We start from the raw sequence: 18,392 nt of genomic DNA on the forward strand, positions 1-18,392 counted from the left end.
ATCACCGCCTGGAGGGCCATATCGTGTCAACGCTTGCATTGGAAAAGGCCGGTCTGTCGAGGGCGAATGTCATTGCCGCGACCACGATCGGCGCTGCACTCGAGTTTTACGACTTCACGATCTATAGCTTTTTTGCGATCCAGATTGGGCAACTGTTTTTCCCGGCGGCCTCGCCAGTAAATCAGTTCCTGCTGTCGATCGCGGTGTTCGGCGTGGGGTTCGTCGTGCGGCCGCTCGGCGGTATCGTGATCGGCGCTTACGCGGATCGCGTCGGCCGCAAGAAAGCCATGGTGCTCACCATCATGCTGATGGCGCTCAGTTGCGCGATGATCGCCTGCGCGCCACCTTACGCGGCGATCGGCATAGCCGCGCCGTTCATCGTGCTGAGCGCTCGCATTATTCAGGGCTTTGCCGCGGGCGGCGAGTTTGGCCCGGGCACCACGCTGCTGGTCGAATATGCCGACGACAACAGCCGCGCTTTCTTTGCCAGCTGGAATTTCGCCGCGTCGGCGCTGGGTCTGGCGCTGGGCGCGCTGGTGGCCACTCTGGTGCATGCCTCGCTCGACAAGGCGCAGGTGCTGGCTTGGGGCTGGCGTTTGCCGTTCGTGATTGGGGTGCTCGCTGCGCCCGCCGGCATGTTGGTTCGGCGCCGGCTGGAAGAAACGCTGAGTGTGCGCCAGACCGACGCCACACGGCCGGTCGGCGCATTGAAGGCGGCGTTGACCACGCATTGGAAATTGACCGTGCTGTGCACGCTTGCCGAATTGGGGGGCTCGGTGTCGGTGTACATTTCGGCGTTTTTTCTGCCCAGTTTCGCCGTGCGCACCCTGCATATCAGCCCTACAGCGGGTGTCGTCTCGGGGGTGGTCACCGCGCTTATACTGTTCATATCGGCTCCTGTGGCCGGGCGGCTGGCCGATTGCTTCAGTCGCAAGCGTGTGCTGGTCGTCTCGCGCGTTATTATGCTGCTGGGGATTTATCCGGCCTTTGCGCTGCTCGCGGCGCGTCCCACGCTGTCGATGTTATGCGTGGTCTCCGGCGTGCTCGCGGTGTTTGTCTCGGCGCAAATCGTGCCTGTGCTCGTCATGATTCCGGAGCAGTTTCCGAAGCATGTGCGGGCTACCGGCATCGCGCTCAGTTACGTCGTCAGCGCATCGTTTTTCGGCGGCTTCTCACCGCTTGTCGCCAGCTGGCTGGTGGCGCGCACCGGCGATCCGCTTTCGCCGGCCTGGTATGTTGCCGCCGCCTGCGCAGTCTCGCTGTTGCCGATGATCTGGCTCAAGGACCGCACCGGCCAGTCAATTGCCTGACAAGGAGCATGATGAAACACAATAACCAACTCGTGGCCTTCTCGGCCGTTGAACTGCGCCGGCTGATCGGCACCAGGGAGATTTCGCCGGTCGAACTGCTGGAGGCCTGCATCGAGCGCATCGAAGCTATCAATCCGGCCATCAATGCCATCACCGCGACTTGCTACCCTCAGGCGCGCGAGGCTGCCCGGGCCGCCGAGCGGGCGGTGCTGGCGGGCGAACCGCTGGGCCTGCTGCACGGACTGCCGCTGGGCGTCAAGGATCTGGAGGACACGGCCGGCTTGCTGACTACCTACGGTTCGCCGTCCGCGCGCGGGCATGTGCCGCAACGCGACGTGGTGCTGGTCGAGCGCCTGCGCTCGGCCGGCGCCGTGCTGGTGGCCAAGACCAATGTGCCGGAGCTGGGCGCGGGCGCCAACACGCGCAACCCGGTGTGGGGCGCGACCGGCAATCCGTTCGACCCGGAACTGAACGCCGGTGGATCGTCGGGCGGCTCGGCCGCCGCACTCGCGTGCGATATGCTGCCGGTGTGCACCGGGTCGGACACTGGCGGATCGCTGCGTATCCCGGCCTCCAAATGCGGCGTGGTGGGCTTTCGTCCGTCGCCTGGGCTCGTGCCGAATTCGCGCCGGCTGCTGGGTTGGACGCCGATCTCGGTAGTCGGGCCGATGGGTCGCACGGTGGCCGATACGATCCTGCAACTGGCCGCCACGGCCGGCATCTCGGCCGGCGATCCGCTGAGTTATGAGATCGATCCGCTGAATTTCGCGCCGCCGGCGCCGGTCGATTTGGGCACCCTGCGCGTGGGCTGGACGGTGGATTTCGACAACTGCGATGTCGATGAGCGTATCGGCGCATTGTTCCGCGAGCGCATGGCGGCGATCAAGCCGATGTTTCGCGCGTGCGATGAAGTTCGCTTCGAACTGGGCGACGTGCATCGCTGCTTCGATGTGCTGCGCGCGGAGAGTTTCGTCGCGGGGCTGCGCGATGCGTATGCGCGCGACCCTGGCGCGCTCGGGCCGAACACGCGGGCCAATTATGAGATGGGCGCGGCGATGACGCTGGCCGACAGCGCCTGGGCGCAAGCCGAGCAGACGAGAATATTCCAGCGCTTCCAGTCGGTATTCGCCGATTACGACGTGATCATTTCACCAACCACGCCGGTCTCGCCGTTTCCATGGCGCGAATTGTATGCCGCGCAGATCAACGGGCGTGCCCAGGAAAACTACTACCGCTGGCTGGCGCTGACCTATATCGTCACGCTCACGACGCATCCGGCCATCACCATTCCCTGCGGTGTCGATCAATCGGGCATGCCGTTCAGCCTGCAGGTTGTCGGCCCGTTCCGCGGCGACCGCAAGACACTGGGTGTTGCCCACGCGATGGAGCAGGTTTTCGACGCCTCGGCAGCGTTGCGTCGCCCCCGCCCCGACCTGACCAAACTGATGCAGCCGACACCGGCGCTCAAATCGATCGTTACAGCACCGCCGATCTTCGACGCCGGCGCGACCGATCCGGGCCTGGGCAAGGCGGCACTCTAAACCCCTTTATCGAGGAATCTCGTGACAAGCGAAATCATCCGTATTCAAACCAACGCACGCATGAGCCAGGTGGTCATTGCCAACGGCTTCGTGCATCTGGCGGGACAGGTTCCCGAAGTGGCCGGCCGTTCGGTGACCGAGCAAACCAACGAGGTGCTCGTACGCATCGACGCCTTGCTGGCCTTGGCCGGCGTCGACAAAACGCGGCTCGTCAGTGCCAACATCTGGTTGTCGGACCCCAAGCATTTCGCGGACTTCAATGCGGTCTGGGAGGCGTGGGTGCCGGCCGGCCAGGCGCCCACGCGAGCGTGCGTGCAAGCGCTGCTGATGAAGCCGGGCTGCGATGTGGAAGTGGCTGTGACGGCGCTCGCTCGCATTGCAACATAACGGGGCGCCGATGAAGTTCGATAGTGTCGTGCTCGGCGGTGGCATCGTCGGTGTCTCGGTGGCCGTGCATCTGCAAAAGCGCGGTCGCGCGGTCGCGCTGGTCGATCGCAGGGCGCCGGGTAACGAAACCTCGTTCGGCAATGCGGGCCTGATTCAGCGAGAAGGCGTCTATCCGTACGCCTTTCCCCGCGACTTTGGCACGCTGTTGCGCTATGCGCGCAATCGCTCGCCCGATGTGCGCTACCACGCCGATGCGATTCTCGAGATCGCTCCGTTTCTGTGCCGATATTGGCACTATTCCCAGCCAGCCCGGCACGCGGCGATTGCCCGGGCCTACGCCACGCTGATCGAGCACTGCGTGAGCGAGCATCGCGCGCTGGCGCAAGACGCGGGCGCCGACGGCCTGCTGCGCCGCAGCGGCTGGATCAAGATTTTCCGCTCGGCAGCCAAGCAGGACGAAGAACTGAGGCAGGTCGAAAAATGGCGGCGTGAGTTCGGCGTCGAGTTCGAGGCACTCGACGCGGGGCGTCTGCGGCAAATGGAGCCCGACCTCGATCGCTCGCTGCTGGGCGGGCTGCACTACACCGCAGCGGACTCGGTGAGCGACCCGAACGCGCTGGTGAGTGCGTATGCGCGGTATTTCGAGCGACTGGGCGGGCGGGTTTTGCAGGGCGACGCCACCACACTGCAGGATGCCTGGACGGTTCAGACCGAGGCCGGTCCAATCGAGGCCGGCTCGGCAGTCGTCGCGCTTGGACCATGGTCGAATGACATCACCACGCGGCTGGGCTACCGTTTGCCGCTGGCCGTCAAGCGCGGCTACCACATGCACTATGCCGGCAAGGCGGGGGCTCGGCTCAATCACCCGGTGCTCGATGTGGAGAGCGGCTTTTTGCTCGCACCGATGGCGCGCGGCATCCGGCTGACCACTGGGGTCGAGCTGGCGCATCGTGACGCGCCGAAAACGCCGGTGCAACTGGCGGCAGTCGAGCCGGTGGCGCGCACGCTGTTTCCGCTGGACCAGCGCATCGACGCCGAACCGTGGATGGGCCGGCGACCCTGCACCCCCGACATGATGCCGATCATCGGGCCGGCGCCGCGCCACCGCAATTTGTGGTTCGCTTTCGGTCACGCGCATCATGGCCTCACGCTGGGCGCGGTCACGGGCAGGCTGCTCGCCGAGATGATGACCGGCGAGGCGCCACTGGTCGATCCCCGGCCATTTCGCGCCGATCGCTTTTAGGTCGCGCGGCTCCCAGGTCGCCGGCCCCGGCGGCGGATGATTTCGCCAATCGACGCGATCAGGACATTCAATTGTTCTTTTCGCGCTGCCCGTTCCATGATTCACGTGTGAGAAATACGTGACGACTGGAACGAGAGATTTTGGCAATGACGAGCGCCCAGGCACAACTCGGGATGAGCGAACGCACCACGCTGGCCATCGGCGAGGCGCTCGCCGCACGCAGCGTCGGGTGGCGCGCCAGGCTGCTGTTCGTCGGCCCGGCCGTGGTGGCCTCCATCGCGTATATGGATCCGGGCAACTTCGCCACCAACCTGCAAGCCGGCGCCAGGTACGGTTACTCGCTGCTGTGGGTCGTCGTGGCGGCCAATCTCATTGCGATGCTGTTCCAGGCACTCTCGGCCAAGCTCGGCATCGTCACGCAGCGTAATCTGGCCGAACTGGTGAGCGCGCAGTTTGCCCGGCCCGTGGTGCTGGCCATGTGGGGCATCAGCGAGATTGCGGCGATGGCGACCGATCTGGCGGAGTTTTTGGGCGGTGCAATCGGTTTGTCGCTGCTTTTGCATTTGCCGCTGATGCTCGGCATGGTCATCACCGGCATCGTCACCTACGGCATCCTGTTGGCTGAGAAACGCGGATTCCGGCCGCTCGAGCTGATCATCGGCGCGCTGGTGGCGACCATTGCGCTGTCCTACCTGATGGAGCTGCTGATCGTACCGGTCGGGTGGGCGGCTGCCGCGCGCGGCGCGATCGTGCCGCAACTGTCCGATGCCGGCGCGCTGACCGTGGCCGTCGGCATCCTCGGCGCGACCGTCATGCCGCATGCGATATTCCTGCACTCCGGCCTGGTGCAGGGCCGTGCGCCGGCGCGTACCGAAGGCGCGCGCCGGAAGCTGGTCAAACTGTCCAATCTCGAGGTCGTGACTGCCCTTTCGGCGGCGGGACTCATCAACATGGCAATGATCGTGATGGCATCCGGCGCTTTTCACGCGGGCCATCCGGAGGTCGCCGAAATCGAGACCGCCTACCGCGCGCTCACACCCATGCTCGGGGCGGGCGCCGCAGTCCTCTTTCTGGTCTCGCTGATGGCCTCCGGCGTCTCGAGTTCGGTGGTCGGCACCCTGGCCGGGCAGATGATCATGCAGGGCTTCGTCGGCACGCGGCTGCCGCTGTGGTTGCGCCGGGCGGCCACGATGCTGCCGGCTTTCGTGGTCGTTGGCTGCGGCGTGAGTGCGACGCAGGCGCTGGTGTATAGCCAGGTCGTGCTGAGCTTTGCCTTACCGGTACCGATGATTGCGGTGGCGATTTTCACCTGCCGGCGCGACATCATGGGCAGTTTCGTCAATAGCCGGCTTGTCGCCGCCTCGGCAGTCGCGGGTGCCGCGGTAATTCTCGCGCTCAATGCCGTGTTATTGCTGCAAACGTTTGGGCTCGCCATCCCCGGCTTCACCCGCTAGTGCGGGCCGTGGCCACCGTTGCGCTACGGCGCGGCCGCCGGGGCGTACCGGCACTTGTCCACAGAAATTGTTCGTAAGGTTGTGGATAATTGATCTGCAAACTGGGCAATGGCTTGATTTGCTTCAGATTTTCAATGCTGTATCCGAGCGCGGCAAAACGCGGGCCCTGAGGAGGGCGCCGGTTGCCGGCCCTGACTTGCCGGCCCCCGTCAATGTCGATCGGGTCCACGGCCGTGACCGGGCCCGTGATCGTAACCATGACCGCGATCGTGATCGGGGCGACGGTGGCGCCACGGGTCCCGGTCGTGCGGATGGTGCCGGATCCAGTCGTCGCGGTCCCAGTAGCGATGGCCGTCCCAGTAGCGGTCGCCATGCAGGCCGATGGTGATGCTCACGTCGACCGGCATCAAGCGCGGTTGACCATACACGGCGAGCGCCGGACCCTCATAGGCCTGCGAGGAACCGGCCGCGACGAGCGCGCCGCCGGCAAGTGCCGCAGCGATGATCGAGCGAGCGATACGGTGGTTTTTTTTCATGATGTGTTCTCCAGAGCCAGATGAGGGTAGGCACGTGCCGGCCGGCACAATGCGCTGCGGCATGGCGCTACCAAGCGAGGTCATCCTAGCGCGGCAAGGCGGTGCAAACGTGACAACTTGTAAGCGCGCATTTCCGCATGTAACCGGGCAGCGTGCTTCCTCGGTAAAAAAGCCTGATTTCATGGGGCTTGCGGGCGACCGCCCGTGCGGCCGGGGGACCGTCGCTGTTACATCTATTGCGGGGAAGTAATGTTCCTGCGCACCGCATCGGCGGCACTGCGGCAACGGCGGGGGTGGCCGCAGTGCCCGGCTGCGCGCGCTGCCGCAACGGCTGGCGCGCAGGGTGATATAGTTGACGGATAAGACAAAGCTGTGCCAACGCGCAGGCAATGTGGATCGCACCGGCCGTCCTGATCGGTTGGCCTTTCTAGGAAATGTAATGGCAGCAAAACCCGCTATTTATGTCGATGGCCAGCATGGCACCACCGGATTGCAAATTCTCGATCTGCTGGCGCAGCGCGACGAATTCGAACTGATTTCGATTGCCGAGAGCGATCGGCGGTCGCTCGAACACCGGCGTCGCGCGCTTAACGGCGCGGACGTGGTGATTCTCTGCCTGCCTGATGATGCCTCGCGAGAAGCGGTGTCGCTAATCGAGAATCCCAAGGTGCGCGTGATCGACGCGAGTACGGCGTACCGTATCGCTCCCGATTGGGTATACGGCTTTCCCGAGCTCACCGATGGGCACCGCGCACGCATTGCCGAAGCGCCGCGGGTCAGCAATCCCGGGTGCTACGCGACCGGCGCAATTGCGCTGCTTCGGCCGCTGGTGCAGCGCGGCGTCGTACAACCCGACCAGGCGATGCACATCGTCGGCGTGTCCGGCTATACCGGTGGCGGCAAGGCGCTGATACAGATTCACGAAGGCGAGGATCCCGAGCCTTTCGCCCTTTATGGCACCAAGCTGGCTCACAAGCACGTGCCGGAAATCCAGATGCACGCGCATTTGCGCCGCCGGCCGATTTTCGTGCCCAGCGAAGGACATTTCCCGACCGGCATGCTGGTGATCGTCACCCTGGCGCGCGAGTCGCTGAACGGCGATGGGGCCGCCGTGCATGGCGCGCTGGCTGAACACTACCGCGACGCGGCTTTCGTCAGTGTCGTGCCGGCGGACTCACGCGAGCAGTTGTTGCGCGGCGACTTCATTCGCGCCGATACCCTCAGCGGCACCAACCAGCTCGAGCTGATGGCGTTCGCGAGTCCGTCGGGCGAAGAGATTCTGTTGGTGGCGCGCCTTGACAATCTCGGCAAGGGCGCCTCGGGCGCGGCGGTCCAGAACCTGAATCTGATGCTCGGCATCGACGAGCGCACCGGGTTGGCCGGCGCGCGCTGAGCGGGTTGGCAGCCCGGTTTCCGGTCACGGCGCACCCATGGATTTGCCACGCGCCACTCGACATGACGAGGTTGCGCTTCAGCGGGAGCTCACCATGGCAAGAAATCGTTGGATATCCTATTTATTCGCGCCTCGCCGCGGCCGGCACTCCGGCCGGGCGATGACACTGCTGGCCTGCATGGCGGCGCTGCTGCTTGGCGCCTGCGCGCAGCCCTGGGAATCATTCCAGGCCGGCGAGCCGGTCTCCGCCGTGGTCGCCAGGCTGGGGCCGCCGCGTGAAGTCTATACGCTGGCCGACGGCACCAGGCGGCTGATGTGGCCGACCCAGCCGATGGGCGAGGTGACCACCGCGGTGCACGCGAGTGCCGACGGCAAAGTGCTCAGTGTGCGGCAGGTACTACAGCCCAGCGAGTTTTACCGGGCACGGATCGGCAAGTGGACCCAACAGGACGTGCTCGAGCACTTTGGCCAGCCCGCGGAGAAGGCGTACTTCCCGCTGCAAAAACGCGAAGTCTGGAGCTATCGCTTCCTGCAGGACGGGCAGTGGTACCAGCTTTATCACTTCCTGTTCGACGACGCCGGCGTGTTGCGCGGGACGCAGCAAAGTCCGGATCCGCTGCACGAGCGCGCCGGCGGCGACAACGTGGTGATGTAGAAAACGCCGAGTCCGGGCCTCGCCGATTGTCGCCTTGCAGGGTGCCGGCCAGTTGCGGCGCGCTACGAGGAACGGTCCGACTCGATTCGGCTTACTATGCTAGGATCGTCAGCGGCGCGTGTTCATCCCCCCGACGACGAAGCGATACACGTCGCGGTCGTCCGAGCGGCGCCGGTGGCGAGCGCGGCTTTGCTTTCACGGTGGTTGGTCAGAGCTGATTTCGTGTTGTGCGAGAGCATCGCGAAAAGGCGCGCGTCCATGGGACTGTTCAGTCAGATCAAACCGGATAGGAGAGAATCAAATGCGAATTTCGATGTCACGGCGGGCTGTTCTGATGGTTGGCGGGCTTGCACTGGCGGGCTCGATGAGTTTGGCCAATGCGGCGCCGCTTTCATTCACGGTACCGCTCGACGGCGCGCATGAAGTGCCGGCGGTGCAAAGTCCCGGCAGCGGAAGTGCTGCGCTGACCTACGATCCGGCCACGCACGTCGTGACCTGGGACATCACGTTCAGCGGCCTGTCGAGCGAGGCCACGATGGCGCACATTCACGCAGGCGCGGCGGGCAAGAACGGGCCTGTCAAGGTCTGGCTGTCGAAGAAGGGCGCCGCGGTCAGCAGCCCGATCAAGGGCGAAGCCAAGCTCTCGCCCGCCGACGCGAAAGCGTTCCTGGCCGGCGACACCTACATCAACGTGCATACCAAGGACCATCCGGCCGGCGAAATTCGCGGCCAGGTTACCCCGCCCAAGGGGGAATGACGTAGTCGCTAGAGGAAGTTGGCGATCAGTGCCGTCGCTGCGGCACCGATCGCCAGCATCAGCAGGGCGCGTGCCGGCGGCGCTTGCCGCGGTGCGGCAACTCCGGCCGGCAGGCGCTTGCGGCCTGTCAGCATCGGGCGCAGCAGATTGTGCCCTTTAAGGATGGCATAAAGCGCGATCGCCAGCACGTGCAGCGCGACGCAAGCCAGGAGCGCATCCCACAACAGGGCATGCAGCGCCGTGATCGCGTTGGCGATCGGCGCCGGCACCCAGGCGGTCAGAGGCCCATTGTCGGCGACGTCATTGTTGACGTACAACCCCGTGAGCGTCTCGCCCAGCAGCAAGCCGAGCAACAGCATTACCATCCAGCCGCCGGCGGGATTGTGGCCGACCTGCCTGTCGGGCTCGCGCCGCGTCAAATGCCGTAGATGTTGCCATGCGGCCGCAGGTGACGCGACAAAGGTTCGAAATCGTGCCGTATCGCTGCCGAAGCAGCCCCACAGCAGGCGAAACAGCACCAGCGCCAGCAATGCCTGGCCAATCCAGACGTGCCAATCCATCCAGTTCAGGCGTGCCGTGACGTAGGCCGCGGCCACCAGCACCACCGCCAGCCAATGGAATAGTCGCGTCGGTGCGTCCCACACACTGACCGAACGCGTGATCGGTGCCGGTTGTTCAGACGCCATGACGTGTCCGGCGTACGGGCGCATTGGCCGCGACAATGTCTCGCGGCGACACGCCGAGCAGGCGATTCATCCAGTGCGCCATATGGCTTTGATGGGCAAACCCGGTGTCCAGCGCGATCTGGCTGGCGCCTAACTTGCCCTGCTCCAATAGCATGCTGGCCCGCTCGACGCGACGTTGTATCACATAGCGATGCACCGGCATGCCCAGCGTTTCCCGAAATAGCACCTTGAAGTGGGGCACGCTCAGGCCGGCCATGGCGGCGAGTTCGACAAGGGTAAGCCGCTCGGCGAGGTGGCTGTCGATGTATTCGATCAGACGGGTGGCTACGACCGGCGCCAGCTTCCGGCGCCGACGGTCCTCGAGCGATGGCACTGTGCCGATCAGGCGCACGATCATCGCCGTGCACAGGCTTTCCGCATATAACGGATCGGACGCTTCGTCGGCCTCCAGTTCGGCGCGCAAGGCCCAGGCCAGATGCTGAAAGCGGATATCGCGCAGTTGCAGTTGTGGCCGAATGCCCGCCTGGGCAGTTTTCAGATTCAATTGATCGAAGGTTTTGCGTGCCAGCGGCTCGCCGATCCAGATGCTGAAGATCGTGCAACTGGCATCGTCCGTCCATTGTCCGTCGAGCCCGGCGGGAATCACGTCGGCGTCGCCGTGCGCCTGAAGGCGCGCGCGGCGTTGATTTTCACAACGGCAGTGCGCCTTGACCGGCGTTCCCACGTGCACCCCGATACGATGCACCGGCATGGCAGGTATGCGGTGCAAACCTGCCGATACGCTCATCAGGTCAGCGCCGAATCCATGCCAGCCCAGACCAGCGCTGGAGCGCAGGCGAACGCGGGTGCCGCTGTGCGGCAAGGCAATGGGCGAAGCGGCATTCATCGTGGGGCCTCGTGGAGCGCGCCAAGGGTGCTGGCATTGTACTGCGTCCATGGCGCTTGCATCGACGCCGGGGTTGCCGTGGTGCTCGTAAAAAGTCATCCAAATCCGCGCAAAGCGATCCTTCCATGCGCGCGGGATGGGCTCGGCGCTCCTAAGATCCCGGAGTATGAAACAGAGATCGACAAGGAGCTTGGCATGTTCGTGATATTTGGTGCGGCGGGCAATGTCGGCCGCGCCAGTGCCGCCGCGTTGCGGCAGGCGGGGTGCTCGGTGCGAGCAGTGGTGCGCCAGGCCGGGCAAGCCGAGCCGTTGGTTCGGCTCGGCTGCGAAATCGCCGTGGCGGATCTGGGCGATCCGGTGACGGTCGCACGCGCGCTCGACGGCGCGCAGGCAGTGCAGATGCTGTGCCCGGTGCCGCGATCGGGAAGCCAGCCCGCGCAGGCGATGCGCCACATGATTGGCGTCGCTGCCGGCGCATTGCTGATGAATCCACCGCCCCGGGTCGTGGCGCTGTCTGACTACGGTGCTGAGCTTCGCGGCGGGACCGGCATTACCGAGCTGTTCCACGAGCTGGAGTCGCGCCTCGCGCCGCTCGGTACCCGCCTGTGCCTGTTGCGCTCGGCCGAGCACATGCACAACTGGGCGCGCGTCATGCCGGTCGCGCTGGCCACCGGCGTGTTGCCCAGCCTGCACGATCCCTTGAGCAAGCGGTTTCCGTGCGTGGCCGCGCAAGACGTCGGACGCCTGGCTGCCGAATTGCTGAGCGGCGCATTCGATTCGACAGCCTGTGCCGGGCCGCCCGTGGTCAGCGTGGAGGGGCCCGAACGGGTGAGCGCGCTCGACGTGGCTCGGGTGCTCGGCGATGTCAGCGGCCGTGAAATGGTCGCCCGCGCGGTGCCACGCGGGGAGTGGGCGGCCATGCTGGGACAGGCCGGATTGAGCGGGCAGCACGTGCGGCTGATTTGTGATCTATACGATGCGCACAACGCGGGCCGTATCGACGTCGAGCCTGACGTTGGACAATGCCGCCGCGGCAAGACGACGCTGGCGCAAGCATTCGCCGCCATCGTGCCGCGTGTGACGGCGGCCATGTCCCTCCAGTAATGCGGCGCGGGAGACGAACATGGCTATTTGCCCATTGACGGGAAAATCACGCGAAACCTCGAGTTCGCCCGTGCAAGCTTGCATGCTCGTCACGCGCCGTGTGCGGCATTGGAGGCGCCACCTGTTCTCACGCGCTGGCGGCCGGTGGATCCAGGCCCTGCGCGATGGACTGCCTCGCAGCAACGACGATTTCGACGTGTACTGAGGCAAGCCGCCCGCTCTCATTGCCGCTGCGCCGTCGCCAGCCAGTGCGCCAGGTCGCGCGTGAACGACGAGACGCCAGGCTCGGCCGAGGTGCGGGTTTCGATAGCGGTGAGCACAGCCACCATATCCTCGCTGTCGTGGCCCAGCGCCAGCGTTTCCTCATAGAGTGCGTGGCAGACATCGAGCAGCGGCGAGGCAATACCCGCCTCGCGCGCGGCCTCGGCGATCAGGCGGTTGTTTTTCAGGACGTCGGGGATCGATGCCTGCACAGCGAAGTCGCGGTCAACGAGCTTGGGGGCCTTGACGCGTGAGACATCGCTGGCCATTTGGCCGGCGTCGAGGATGCGCACCAATTGCTGGAGATCGAGCCCCTGGCGCGAGGCGAAATGCACCGACTCGGCCAAGCCCGTGACTGTCGATATCAGAAAGATATTGACCGCGAGTTTCATCAGGAGTGCGTTGGGCACGGCCCCGCATACCGTCACCTCCCGGCACATCGGCTGCAGCAGCCCACGCACCTCGGCCACTGTCTGAGCGTCGCCCGCCAGCATGGCTACCAGCCTTCCGGCTTCCGCCGGTTTGCGCGAACCCGACACTGGCGCCTCTACGTAACGCGCGCCGACAGTGTGCAAATCAGCCTCGAGCCGGCGAGAGTAGGCGGGGGAAGTCGTGCCCATGTGCACGATGACCTTGCCACGCACGCGCCCCGCGAAGTCGGCGCTGTCCCGACCGAGCACGGCGTCGATCGCCAGGTCGTCGGCCAGCATCAGAATTATTATGTCGGCGCCCGCGAACACGTCTGCGGCAGCTGCTGCCACGCGAGCGCCCGCGCTTGCAAGGCGGGCGGTTTTGGCCTCGGACCGATTCCACACCAGTAGCGGCACGCCGGCCTTGACCAGATTCAACGCCATGGGCTCGCCCATCGAGCCCAGCCCGATGAAACCGAGCGGGGAAACATTATTGCCCATCGAGATTCTCTTTTGCCTGGGTTGCAGCGCAGGCCGGCGCCTCGTGCCCGGTGTGCGATCGGGAGCACGCCAGCCCTCCTGAACCCCAGTGTGGCAGCGCCTGGCCGGCATGACAAAGGAAAAGATTTTGATCAAAGGTGACGCAAATTCATCTCGCCAGCCATGCGCGCCAGCGCGCATTCGTCGCCAGGCTAGCGCACGGCGGTGCCTTCGCTCGCACCCGTGAATTCCTCGGCTTCGCTTACCAGCCATTGCTTGAACCCCGCCAGATCGGGGCGCTCGTCGGCGCCGTCGGCGCAAACCAGCCAATAAGCGGTCTGAGTGGCCACCCTGGCCGGACTGATCTCGACCAGCAAGCCTGCGGCGAGTTCGCGCTCCACCATCGGATAGCGGCCCAGCGCAACGCCCAGCCCGGCGGCGGCGGCTTCGAACGCCAATTGGATCGAATCGACATGCAGCCCACCTGAGAGCGCGATGCCTTCCATGCCTGCGGCATCGCACCAGGCTTGCCAATCTTCGCTGGCCGAGTCGACGTGGATCAGCGTGGCCCGGTGTAAATCGGCCTGGCCGGCGGCCTCGGCCAATACGTCCCGATAGGCGGGGCTGCAAACCGGCACCAGCTGCTCGCCGAACAGCCGTGTCCAATCCGCGCCGGCATCCGGCGCGCGGCTTAGCCGGATAGCGAAGTCGAATCCGTCGGCCGGGAATCCGACTTGCCGCCGTGACGTGTCGACTCTCACATTGACTTGCGGCCAACGGCGGCGAAAGCGCTGCAGGCGCGGCAGCAGCCAGCGCGAAGCAAGGGTGGGCGCGCAACTCACGGCGATGGTGCGCTCGGCCCGGTGTGCGGCCAACCGTTGCGTGCCGGTGACCAGCAGCGCAAACGCCTCGGCTACATAAGTCAGATAGTCGGCACCGGCAGGCGTAAGCGATAGCGCGCGCGCCTCTCGCACGAAAAGTTCGACCCCGAGCGCCTGTTCGAGCGAGACGATTCCATGACTCACGGCGCTCGGCGTCACGTTCAACTCCGCGGCGGCGAGCTTGAAGCTCTGGAGCCGGCCGGCCACTTCGAAAAAACGCAGCGAAGTCAGTGGGGGAAGACGAAACGGCATCACGCATCCTCGACAGCAGTCCGGTAGATCGCTCGCACCGACCGGGAAAGAGCAGGGCGAATCCCGCGAAGCGGGGCGCTGGCACCGCAGCCAGCCTGCAAGTCAAACGAGCATACCGGGCGGCGCCGAGGCCGGCAAGCCAGGAGGCGCTTCTCTCCAGGGATTGGTGCATGTGTAACGTAACGCGGTCGCGGCCGTAACGTGACAGGCGAGTGGGCGCGGCACGGGCCAGCAGTGCTCGGGCAGACGGGCATCGGCGCGATGGCCCTTGCCCGGCAAGGAGGGGCGCGCGCGACACGAATCTCACCCGTGCGTGCGGCCGCTTGGCACGACAGTTGCTATTCGATAAGCAATGTCGGGACCGTCCGGCGGCGAATTAAGTCGATCAATCATGGAACTGCTCGAAATCCCCGTATCTGCCATCAAGATTGGCGAACCGCTGCCGTATTCGATCTATGATCCGGCCGGGCAACTGATGTTGGCCAAGGGGCTAGCCGTGACCTCCGAAGCCCAGCGCGAAAAGATTGCGCAATGGGGCCGGCAGTTAGCCAGCCCGATTGAACTCACGCCACCGCTCGAGGCTCATGCGCCCACATCGGCTGATGGCGCGAACGCGGCGCGAGTTGGCGAAGTGCGTATTCGATCGGGGCAATTGCTGAAGAAATGGGCAAAAACGGTTTTGCTGCAGCCGGCCGGCAGTGCGCGCAGGTTCGAAGCCGAGTTGCTTGGCGCGATTGACGGACGCAGTCTGATCGTATCCCGTCCGGGCGGGCTCGGCGACGATGGCGGCTGCGCGCCCGGCAGCCGGTTCGACGTGAATGTATTCAACGGCGTGGCGATTCATCAATTCCCGGCCAGCGTGCTGTGTGCGTATGAGGCGCCGGTGCCGCATCTGCATCTGTCGCTGCCGCCGGTGGCGCGGGAAATTCGCTTGCGCCGTCATCTGCGCGTCGAGACCGCGATCGCGGCGACGCTTTATGGTCGCCTGCATGGCCGGGCGCAACTTTCGCAGGGTCGCATCGTCGATCTCAGCGTGTCGGGGGCGGGTATCGAAACCGATTATCCGGCGCTCGAGTCGTTCGAGGAGTTGCGAATCGGCTTCAAGTTTGCGCTCGACGACGGCCAGTCACTGGCCTGCAACGTCCGAGCGGCGGTACGCCGCAAGAGCCAGCTCGCCGGTGTGACGCTTCGCTACGGCCTCGCCTTCGCCGAGCTCACGCCCTCGCTTGCCAACATGCTGCGTATCGGGGTGCTGGAGATGCTGCTGCGCGGCCTATAGGCCAGCGCCAGCCGAGTGTACCGCAGGCGGTCCGGTCTCTTGATTTTTATCAAAGCCCTCGATCGGGCCACTCCTAAACTTGGGGCATCATGTCGCGGGTGCGCGAGTGTCGCAGCCACCCCGCCCGGCGCGGCTTGGCCATGCGCTCATCGCCTTCCCCGAGGCTCCTATGAAATACAAGGATTACTATCAAACGCTGGGCGTCGAGCGTTCGGCCACGGCCGATGAAATCAAACGGGCCTATCGCAAGCTGGCCCACAAATACCATCCCGATATTTCGAAGGACCCGCAAGGCGAGAGCAAATTCAAGGAAATCGCCGAAGCCTACGCCGTGCTCAAAGACGCGGAAAAACGCCAGGCTTACGATGATCTGGGCCGACGGCCGGCTGGCGAGTCGTTCACCCCGCCGCCGGATTGGCAGCAGCATTTCAACACCGCCGAGAACGGTTTCGACAACGTCGATCTGGCTGATCTTTTCGAGGCCTTCCGGCGCACCAGGCACGGCGCGCAGGCCCAGCGCGAGATACCCATCCCGGGTCAGGACTACGAGATAGTCGTGCCGGTATCGCTGGAGCAGATTTTTCGCGGCGACCGGATCGAAGTGAGCGCGGAGCTGCCGGAATTCGACGCCAACGGCCTGGCACATCGCGTGGTGCGAACGTTTCACGTCAAGTTGCCGAAAGGAGCGGCGCACGGCCATCGCCTGCGCCTGGCAGGGAAGGGCGGGCCCGGGTATCAGGGAGGGCGGCCGGGCGATCTGTATGTCGTGCTGGCGCTGCAACCGCATCCGCTTTACCGGGTCGACGGGCGGGACGTGTACATCGACCTGCCGCTGGCGCCCTGGGAAGCGGTGCTGGGGACCGTGGTCCGGATCCCGACGCCGGGCGGTCCGGTCGAGCTCGATATCAAGCCGGGTACGACTGCCGGCACCAGGCTGAGACTGGCCAAGCGCGGCCTGCCGGCGACCAACGGCGGCGCCGGTGCGCTCTACGCGGTGATCCGCATCGACGTGCCGAAAACCGTCAGTGCGAACGAACGAAATCTGTATGAGCAGTTGGCAGCCGCTTCGAGGGTGAATCTGCGGCAGCATCTCGAGAAGGAGGCAACGCCATGAACCTGCAAAGCACCACTGTGATGTGGCTCGACGGCGACGACGTGTGCCAGGTCGAACATTTGGCAGAGATCTCGGGTCTGTCGCTCGACGAGATCGAGGATCTGATCGACAACGAGGTAATTGCGCCGGTCGACCCGGCGCAGTCGCCGCGCATGTTTGCGCTGCAGGGCGTGACGACGGCGCGGATGGCACGCCGCCTGCGCGACGACTTTCTGCTCGATCGCCATGGTCTTACCTTGGCGCTGAAGCTATTGCAGCGCGTGGCACAGCTCGAGGCCGAGCTGCAAGCCTTGCGCGCGCGCGCCGGCCTGGCTTGATGCCGGTGCGGCGCAGCGCCGTCAATGCGACAGCAGGGTCGGCACCGTCATGCTGCGCAACAGGGTGCGCGTGACGCCGCCCATCACCAGTTCGCGCAGGCGGGCATGACCGTAGCAGCCCATCACGATCAGATCTGCAGCCACGTCTGCGGCGCGCGTGAGCAGCAGCTCGCCGACGCCGGCCTTGTCGACGCCCACTTCGTGGCTCGCGGGAATCGCTTCGAACGCGGCCGAGACGCCATGACGGGACAAATAATCGATGAGCGCGTTGGTGTTCGGCGCGTCGAGCCGCGGTTCGACGTTCGTGGGGTCGATGATTGCCGCCGTGACCCGATCGGCGCGTTCGAGCAGCGGCATGGCATCGCCCACGGCGCGGGCCGACTCGCGGCTGCCGTTCCAGGCGATGAGTATGCTGCGGAAACGGTGCGGCACCGGGCCGGTGTAAGGCACGACCAGCACCGGGCGCCCGCTGGCAAGAATCAGATTTTCGTTGAAGCGCTCGGCGACCGGGGCAGCGGGAGCCTGCCCGTCATGTTGGCCGAGCACGATCAGATCGGCATGCCGCGCGTGCAAGGCGGCGAGATCGTCTGCCAGGCCTTGCGGAGCGCGCCATTCGGCCGTGGCCCCGGCGCGTGCGGCGATGGCTTCGAACTTCTGCCGTGCGTCCTGCTCATGATGCTGATCCGAGATGGTTTGACGATCGAGCGCGGCCTGAAGGTTTTGGCGGTTGATTACCGCATACGACAAGTCAGCCGGCAACACCGGCAGGTAGAGTCCGACCAGATGGGCATTGCCAGCGGCGGCCAGGTCTGACGCCAGCTCGACGCGCGCGGCGCACCGTGGCGTGTCGTCGATATGAACCAGAATCGTTTGATAAGCCATCATGTCGCTCCGCGCGCTGGCAAACAGGGGCAAGGATCAATGCTGCGGCTCGGCCTGGCTGGCCGGCTGGGTCGTCTGGCCGGCCGGTTGCGCCGGCGCGTCGGATCTGACCAGCAGCACGGGCTGGGTGGCGGTGCGCACCAGTTGCTCCGCGACGCTGCCCATCAGCAGGCGTCTGGCACCGCGCCGGCCGTGCGTGCCGAGCACGATCAGATCGGCTGGCCAGCGGCTGCTTTCGTCGTGAATGGCAGTGGCGATGTCAACGGCCAGCTCGCGCAGATCCAGCAGGCGAGTCTGTACTTCGACGCCATGGCCGCTCAGTTGGCGTTCGGCGTTGGCCAGCAGTTCTCGGCCGGCTTCGAGCATGGCGTCGCGTACCGATTCGATGTCGTAGTAGCCGCTGTACACCGACGGGAAGGTCAGGACAGGATCTTCGACGACGTTGACCACGCGCACTGTCGCGCCGGGTTCCGCGATGCGGCTGATTTCGGCGAGCGCCTTGGCGGAAGTCGGGCTGTCGTCGATGGCCAGGAGTATGTGTTGATACATGATCGGTCCGTGAAC

General features: G+C 65.2%; 19 protein-coding genes. 12 read left to right on the forward strand and 7 right to left on the reverse strand.

Annotation, left to right across the window (positions count from 1 at the left end; all coding sequences use genetic code 11):
• Positions 1 to 23: 23 nt before the first annotated feature.
• The 5 genes from EPN80_RS16435 (at position 24) to EPN80_RS16455 (ending at position 5,935) form a co-directional block, all read left to right on the forward strand.
• Positions 24 to 1,310: an MFS transporter gene (locus EPN80_RS16435; RefSeq protein ID WP_293029655.1), complete on the forward strand. Its 1,287-nt coding sequence runs from the start codon at positions 24 to 26 to the stop codon at positions 1,308 to 1,310.
• A gap of 11 nt (positions 1,311 to 1,321) precedes the next feature.
• Complete coding sequence (locus tag EPN80_RS16440) at positions 1,322 to 2,851, forward strand: amidase (RefSeq protein ID WP_293029782.1); 1,530 nt, start codon at positions 1,322 to 1,324, stop codon at positions 2,849 to 2,851.
• 21 nt (positions 2,852 to 2,872) lie between these two features.
• The gene (locus EPN80_RS16445) at positions 2,873 to 3,238 is read left to right on the forward strand and encodes a RidA family protein (RefSeq protein ID WP_293029657.1); all 366 of its coding nucleotides are present in this window, start codon (positions 2,873 to 2,875) and stop codon (positions 3,236 to 3,238) included.
• 10 nt (positions 3,239 to 3,248) lie between these two features.
• Positions 3,249 to 4,481: an FAD-dependent oxidoreductase gene (locus tag EPN80_RS16450; protein WP_293029660.1), complete on the forward strand. Its 1,233-nt coding sequence runs from the start codon at positions 3,249 to 3,251 to the stop codon at positions 4,479 to 4,481.
• Between the two features lie 146 nt (positions 4,482 to 4,627).
• Complete coding sequence (locus tag EPN80_RS16455) at positions 4,628 to 5,935, forward strand: Nramp family divalent metal transporter (RefSeq protein ID WP_293029663.1); 1,308 nt, start codon at positions 4,628 to 4,630, stop codon at positions 5,933 to 5,935.
• Positions 5,936 to 6,144: 209 nt separating this feature from the next.
• Here EPN80_RS16455 and EPN80_RS16460 read toward each other — a convergent pair whose 3' ends face one another.
• The gene (locus tag EPN80_RS16460) at positions 6,145 to 6,471 is read right to left on the reverse strand and encodes a hypothetical protein (RefSeq protein ID WP_293029665.1); all 327 of its coding nucleotides are present in this window, start codon (positions 6,469 to 6,471) and stop codon (positions 6,145 to 6,147) included.
• A 439-nt stretch (positions 6,472 to 6,910) separates the two neighbouring features.
• Here EPN80_RS16460 and argC point away from each other — a divergent pair, with 439 nt between their 5' ends.
• The 3 genes from argC to EPN80_RS16475 all read left to right on the forward strand — a co-directional run bounded on the left by argC (position 6,911) and on the right by EPN80_RS16475 (position 9,276).
• Positions 6,911 to 7,864: an N-acetyl-gamma-glutamyl-phosphate reductase gene (argC, locus tag EPN80_RS16465; RefSeq protein ID WP_293029667.1), complete on the forward strand. Its 954-nt coding sequence runs from the start codon at positions 6,911 to 6,913 to the stop codon at positions 7,862 to 7,864.
• 160 nt (positions 7,865 to 8,024) lie between these two features.
• Positions 8,025 to 8,519 (forward strand): hypothetical protein, encoded by a 495-nt coding sequence (locus tag EPN80_RS16470; RefSeq protein WP_293029785.1) that lies wholly within the window; start codon positions 8,025 to 8,027, stop codon positions 8,517 to 8,519.
• A gap of 301 nt (positions 8,520 to 8,820) precedes the next feature.
• Complete coding sequence (locus EPN80_RS16475; protein ID WP_293029669.1) at positions 8,821 to 9,276, forward strand: CHRD domain-containing protein; 456 nt, start codon at positions 8,821 to 8,823, stop codon at positions 9,274 to 9,276.
• 8 nt (positions 9,277 to 9,284) lie between these two features.
• Here EPN80_RS16475 and EPN80_RS16480 read toward each other — a convergent pair whose 3' ends face one another.
• The gene (locus EPN80_RS16480; protein ID WP_293029672.1) at positions 9,285 to 9,962 is read right to left on the reverse strand and encodes a cytochrome b/b6 domain-containing protein; all 678 of its coding nucleotides are present in this window, start codon (positions 9,960 to 9,962) and stop codon (positions 9,285 to 9,287) included.
• Positions 9,952 to 10,848: an AraC family transcriptional regulator gene (locus EPN80_RS16485; RefSeq protein WP_293029674.1), complete on the reverse strand. Its 897-nt coding sequence runs from the start codon at positions 10,846 to 10,848 to the stop codon at positions 9,952 to 9,954. Before EPN80_RS16485 ends, EPN80_RS16480 begins: the two co-directional genes overlap by 11 nt.
• Before the next feature lie 195 nt (positions 10,849 to 11,043).
• Here EPN80_RS16485 and EPN80_RS16490 point away from each other — a divergent pair, with 195 nt between their 5' ends.
• On the forward strand, positions 11,044 to 11,952 hold the full coding sequence (locus tag EPN80_RS16490) for an NAD(P)H-binding protein (RefSeq protein ID WP_293029677.1): 909 nt from the start codon (positions 11,044 to 11,046) through the stop codon (positions 11,950 to 11,952).
• 221 nt (positions 11,953 to 12,173) lie between these two features.
• Here the strand turns inward: EPN80_RS16490 and EPN80_RS16495 are convergent, their stop codons facing one another.
• Together EPN80_RS16495 and EPN80_RS16500 are read right to left on the reverse strand one after the other, a co-directional pair.
• Complete coding sequence (locus EPN80_RS16495; RefSeq protein WP_293029679.1) at positions 12,174 to 13,124, reverse strand: NAD(P)-dependent oxidoreductase; 951 nt, start codon at positions 13,122 to 13,124, stop codon at positions 12,174 to 12,176.
• 191 nt (positions 13,125 to 13,315) lie between these two features.
• On the reverse strand, positions 13,316 to 14,236 hold the full coding sequence (locus tag EPN80_RS16500) for a LysR substrate-binding domain-containing protein (RefSeq protein ID WP_293029681.1): 921 nt from the start codon (positions 14,234 to 14,236) through the stop codon (positions 13,316 to 13,318).
• Between the two features lie 391 nt (positions 14,237 to 14,627).
• Between EPN80_RS16500 and EPN80_RS16505 the strand changes: the two genes are divergently transcribed.
• The 3 genes from EPN80_RS16505 (at position 14,628) to EPN80_RS16515 (ending at position 16,946) form a co-directional block, all read left to right on the forward strand.
• Complete coding sequence (locus EPN80_RS16505) at positions 14,628 to 15,515, forward strand: PilZ domain-containing protein (protein ID WP_293029685.1); 888 nt, start codon at positions 14,628 to 14,630, stop codon at positions 15,513 to 15,515.
• Positions 15,516 to 15,684: 169 nt separating this feature from the next.
• Complete coding sequence (locus tag EPN80_RS16510) at positions 15,685 to 16,629, forward strand: DnaJ C-terminal domain-containing protein (protein ID WP_293029687.1); 945 nt, start codon at positions 15,685 to 15,687, stop codon at positions 16,627 to 16,629.
• On the forward strand, positions 16,626 to 16,946 hold the full coding sequence (locus tag EPN80_RS16515; RefSeq protein ID WP_293029690.1) for a chaperone modulator CbpM: 321 nt from the start codon (positions 16,626 to 16,628) through the stop codon (positions 16,944 to 16,946). The genes EPN80_RS16510 and EPN80_RS16515 overlap by 4 nt, the downstream gene beginning before the upstream one ends.
• 21 nt (positions 16,947 to 16,967) lie before the next feature.
• Here EPN80_RS16515 and EPN80_RS16520 read toward each other — a convergent pair whose 3' ends face one another.
• Together EPN80_RS16520 and EPN80_RS16525 are read right to left on the reverse strand one after the other, a co-directional pair.
• Positions 16,968 to 17,831, reverse strand: coding sequence for a universal stress protein (locus EPN80_RS16520; RefSeq protein WP_293029692.1), 864 nt, complete (start codon positions 17,829 to 17,831; stop codon positions 16,968 to 16,970).
• A 33-nt stretch (positions 17,832 to 17,864) separates the two neighbouring features.
• Positions 17,865 to 18,377, reverse strand: coding sequence for a universal stress protein (locus tag EPN80_RS16525; RefSeq protein ID WP_293029694.1), 513 nt, complete (start codon positions 18,375 to 18,377; stop codon positions 17,865 to 17,867).
• Between the last annotated feature and the right edge of the window lie 15 nt (positions 18,378 to 18,392).

This window comes from Pandoraea sp., assembly GCF_004297875.1.
Taxonomy (GTDB): domain Bacteria; phylum Pseudomonadota; class Gammaproteobacteria; order Burkholderiales; family Burkholderiaceae; genus Pandoraea.

What these genes read in the sequence shown, in the direction of transcription:
- EPN80_RS16510 (WP_293029687.1), top strand. Translation starts at nt 15,685, where the DNA reads ATGAAATACAAGGATTACTATCAAACGCTGGGCGTCGAGCGTTCGGCC.
- EPN80_RS16520 (WP_293029692.1), bottom strand. Translation starts at nt 17,831, where the DNA reads ATGATGGCTTATCAAACGATTCTGGTTCATATCGACGACACGCCACGG.
- EPN80_RS16500 (WP_293029681.1), bottom strand. Translation starts at nt 14,236, where the DNA reads ATGCCGTTTCGTCTTCCCCCACTGACTTCGCTGCGTTTTTTCGAAGTG.
- EPN80_RS16505 (WP_293029685.1), top strand. Translation starts at nt 14,628, where the DNA reads ATGGAACTGCTCGAAATCCCCGTATCTGCCATCAAGATTGGCGAACCG.
- EPN80_RS16475 (WP_293029669.1), top strand. Translation starts at nt 8,821, where the DNA reads ATGCGAATTTCGATGTCACGGCGGGCTGTTCTGATGGTTGGCGGGCTT.
- argC (WP_293029667.1), top strand. Translation starts at nt 6,911, where the DNA reads ATGGCAGCAAAACCCGCTATTTATGTCGATGGCCAGCATGGCACCACC.
- EPN80_RS16450 (WP_293029660.1), top strand. Translation starts at nt 3,249, where the DNA reads ATGAAGTTCGATAGTGTCGTGCTCGGCGGTGGCATCGTCGGTGTCTCG.
- EPN80_RS16515 (WP_293029690.1), top strand. Translation starts at nt 16,626, where the DNA reads ATGAACCTGCAAAGCACCACTGTGATGTGGCTCGACGGCGACGACGTG.
- EPN80_RS16525 (WP_293029694.1), bottom strand. Translation starts at nt 18,377, where the DNA reads ATGTATCAACACATACTCCTGGCCATCGACGACAGCCCGACTTCCGCC.
- EPN80_RS16490 (WP_293029677.1), top strand. Translation starts at nt 11,044, where the DNA reads ATGTTCGTGATATTTGGTGCGGCGGGCAATGTCGGCCGCGCCAGTGCC.
- EPN80_RS16460 (WP_293029665.1), bottom strand. Translation starts at nt 6,471, where the DNA reads ATGAAAAAAAACCACCGTATCGCTCGCTCGATCATCGCTGCGGCACTT.
- EPN80_RS16440 (WP_293029782.1), top strand. Translation starts at nt 1,322, where the DNA reads ATGAAACACAATAACCAACTCGTGGCCTTCTCGGCCGTTGAACTGCGC.
- EPN80_RS16470 (WP_293029785.1), top strand. Translation starts at nt 8,025, where the DNA reads ATGACACTGCTGGCCTGCATGGCGGCGCTGCTGCTTGGCGCCTGCGCG.
- EPN80_RS16495 (WP_293029679.1), bottom strand. Translation starts at nt 13,124, where the DNA reads ATGGGCAATAATGTTTCCCCGCTCGGTTTCATCGGGCTGGGCTCGATG.
- EPN80_RS16455 (WP_293029663.1), top strand. Translation starts at nt 4,628, where the DNA reads ATGACGAGCGCCCAGGCACAACTCGGGATGAGCGAACGCACCACGCTG.
- EPN80_RS16480 (WP_293029672.1), bottom strand. Translation starts at nt 9,962, where the DNA reads ATGGCGTCTGAACAACCGGCACCGATCACGCGTTCGGTCAGTGTGTGG.
- EPN80_RS16485 (WP_293029674.1), bottom strand. Translation starts at nt 10,848, where the DNA reads ATGAATGCCGCTTCGCCCATTGCCTTGCCGCACAGCGGCACCCGCGTT.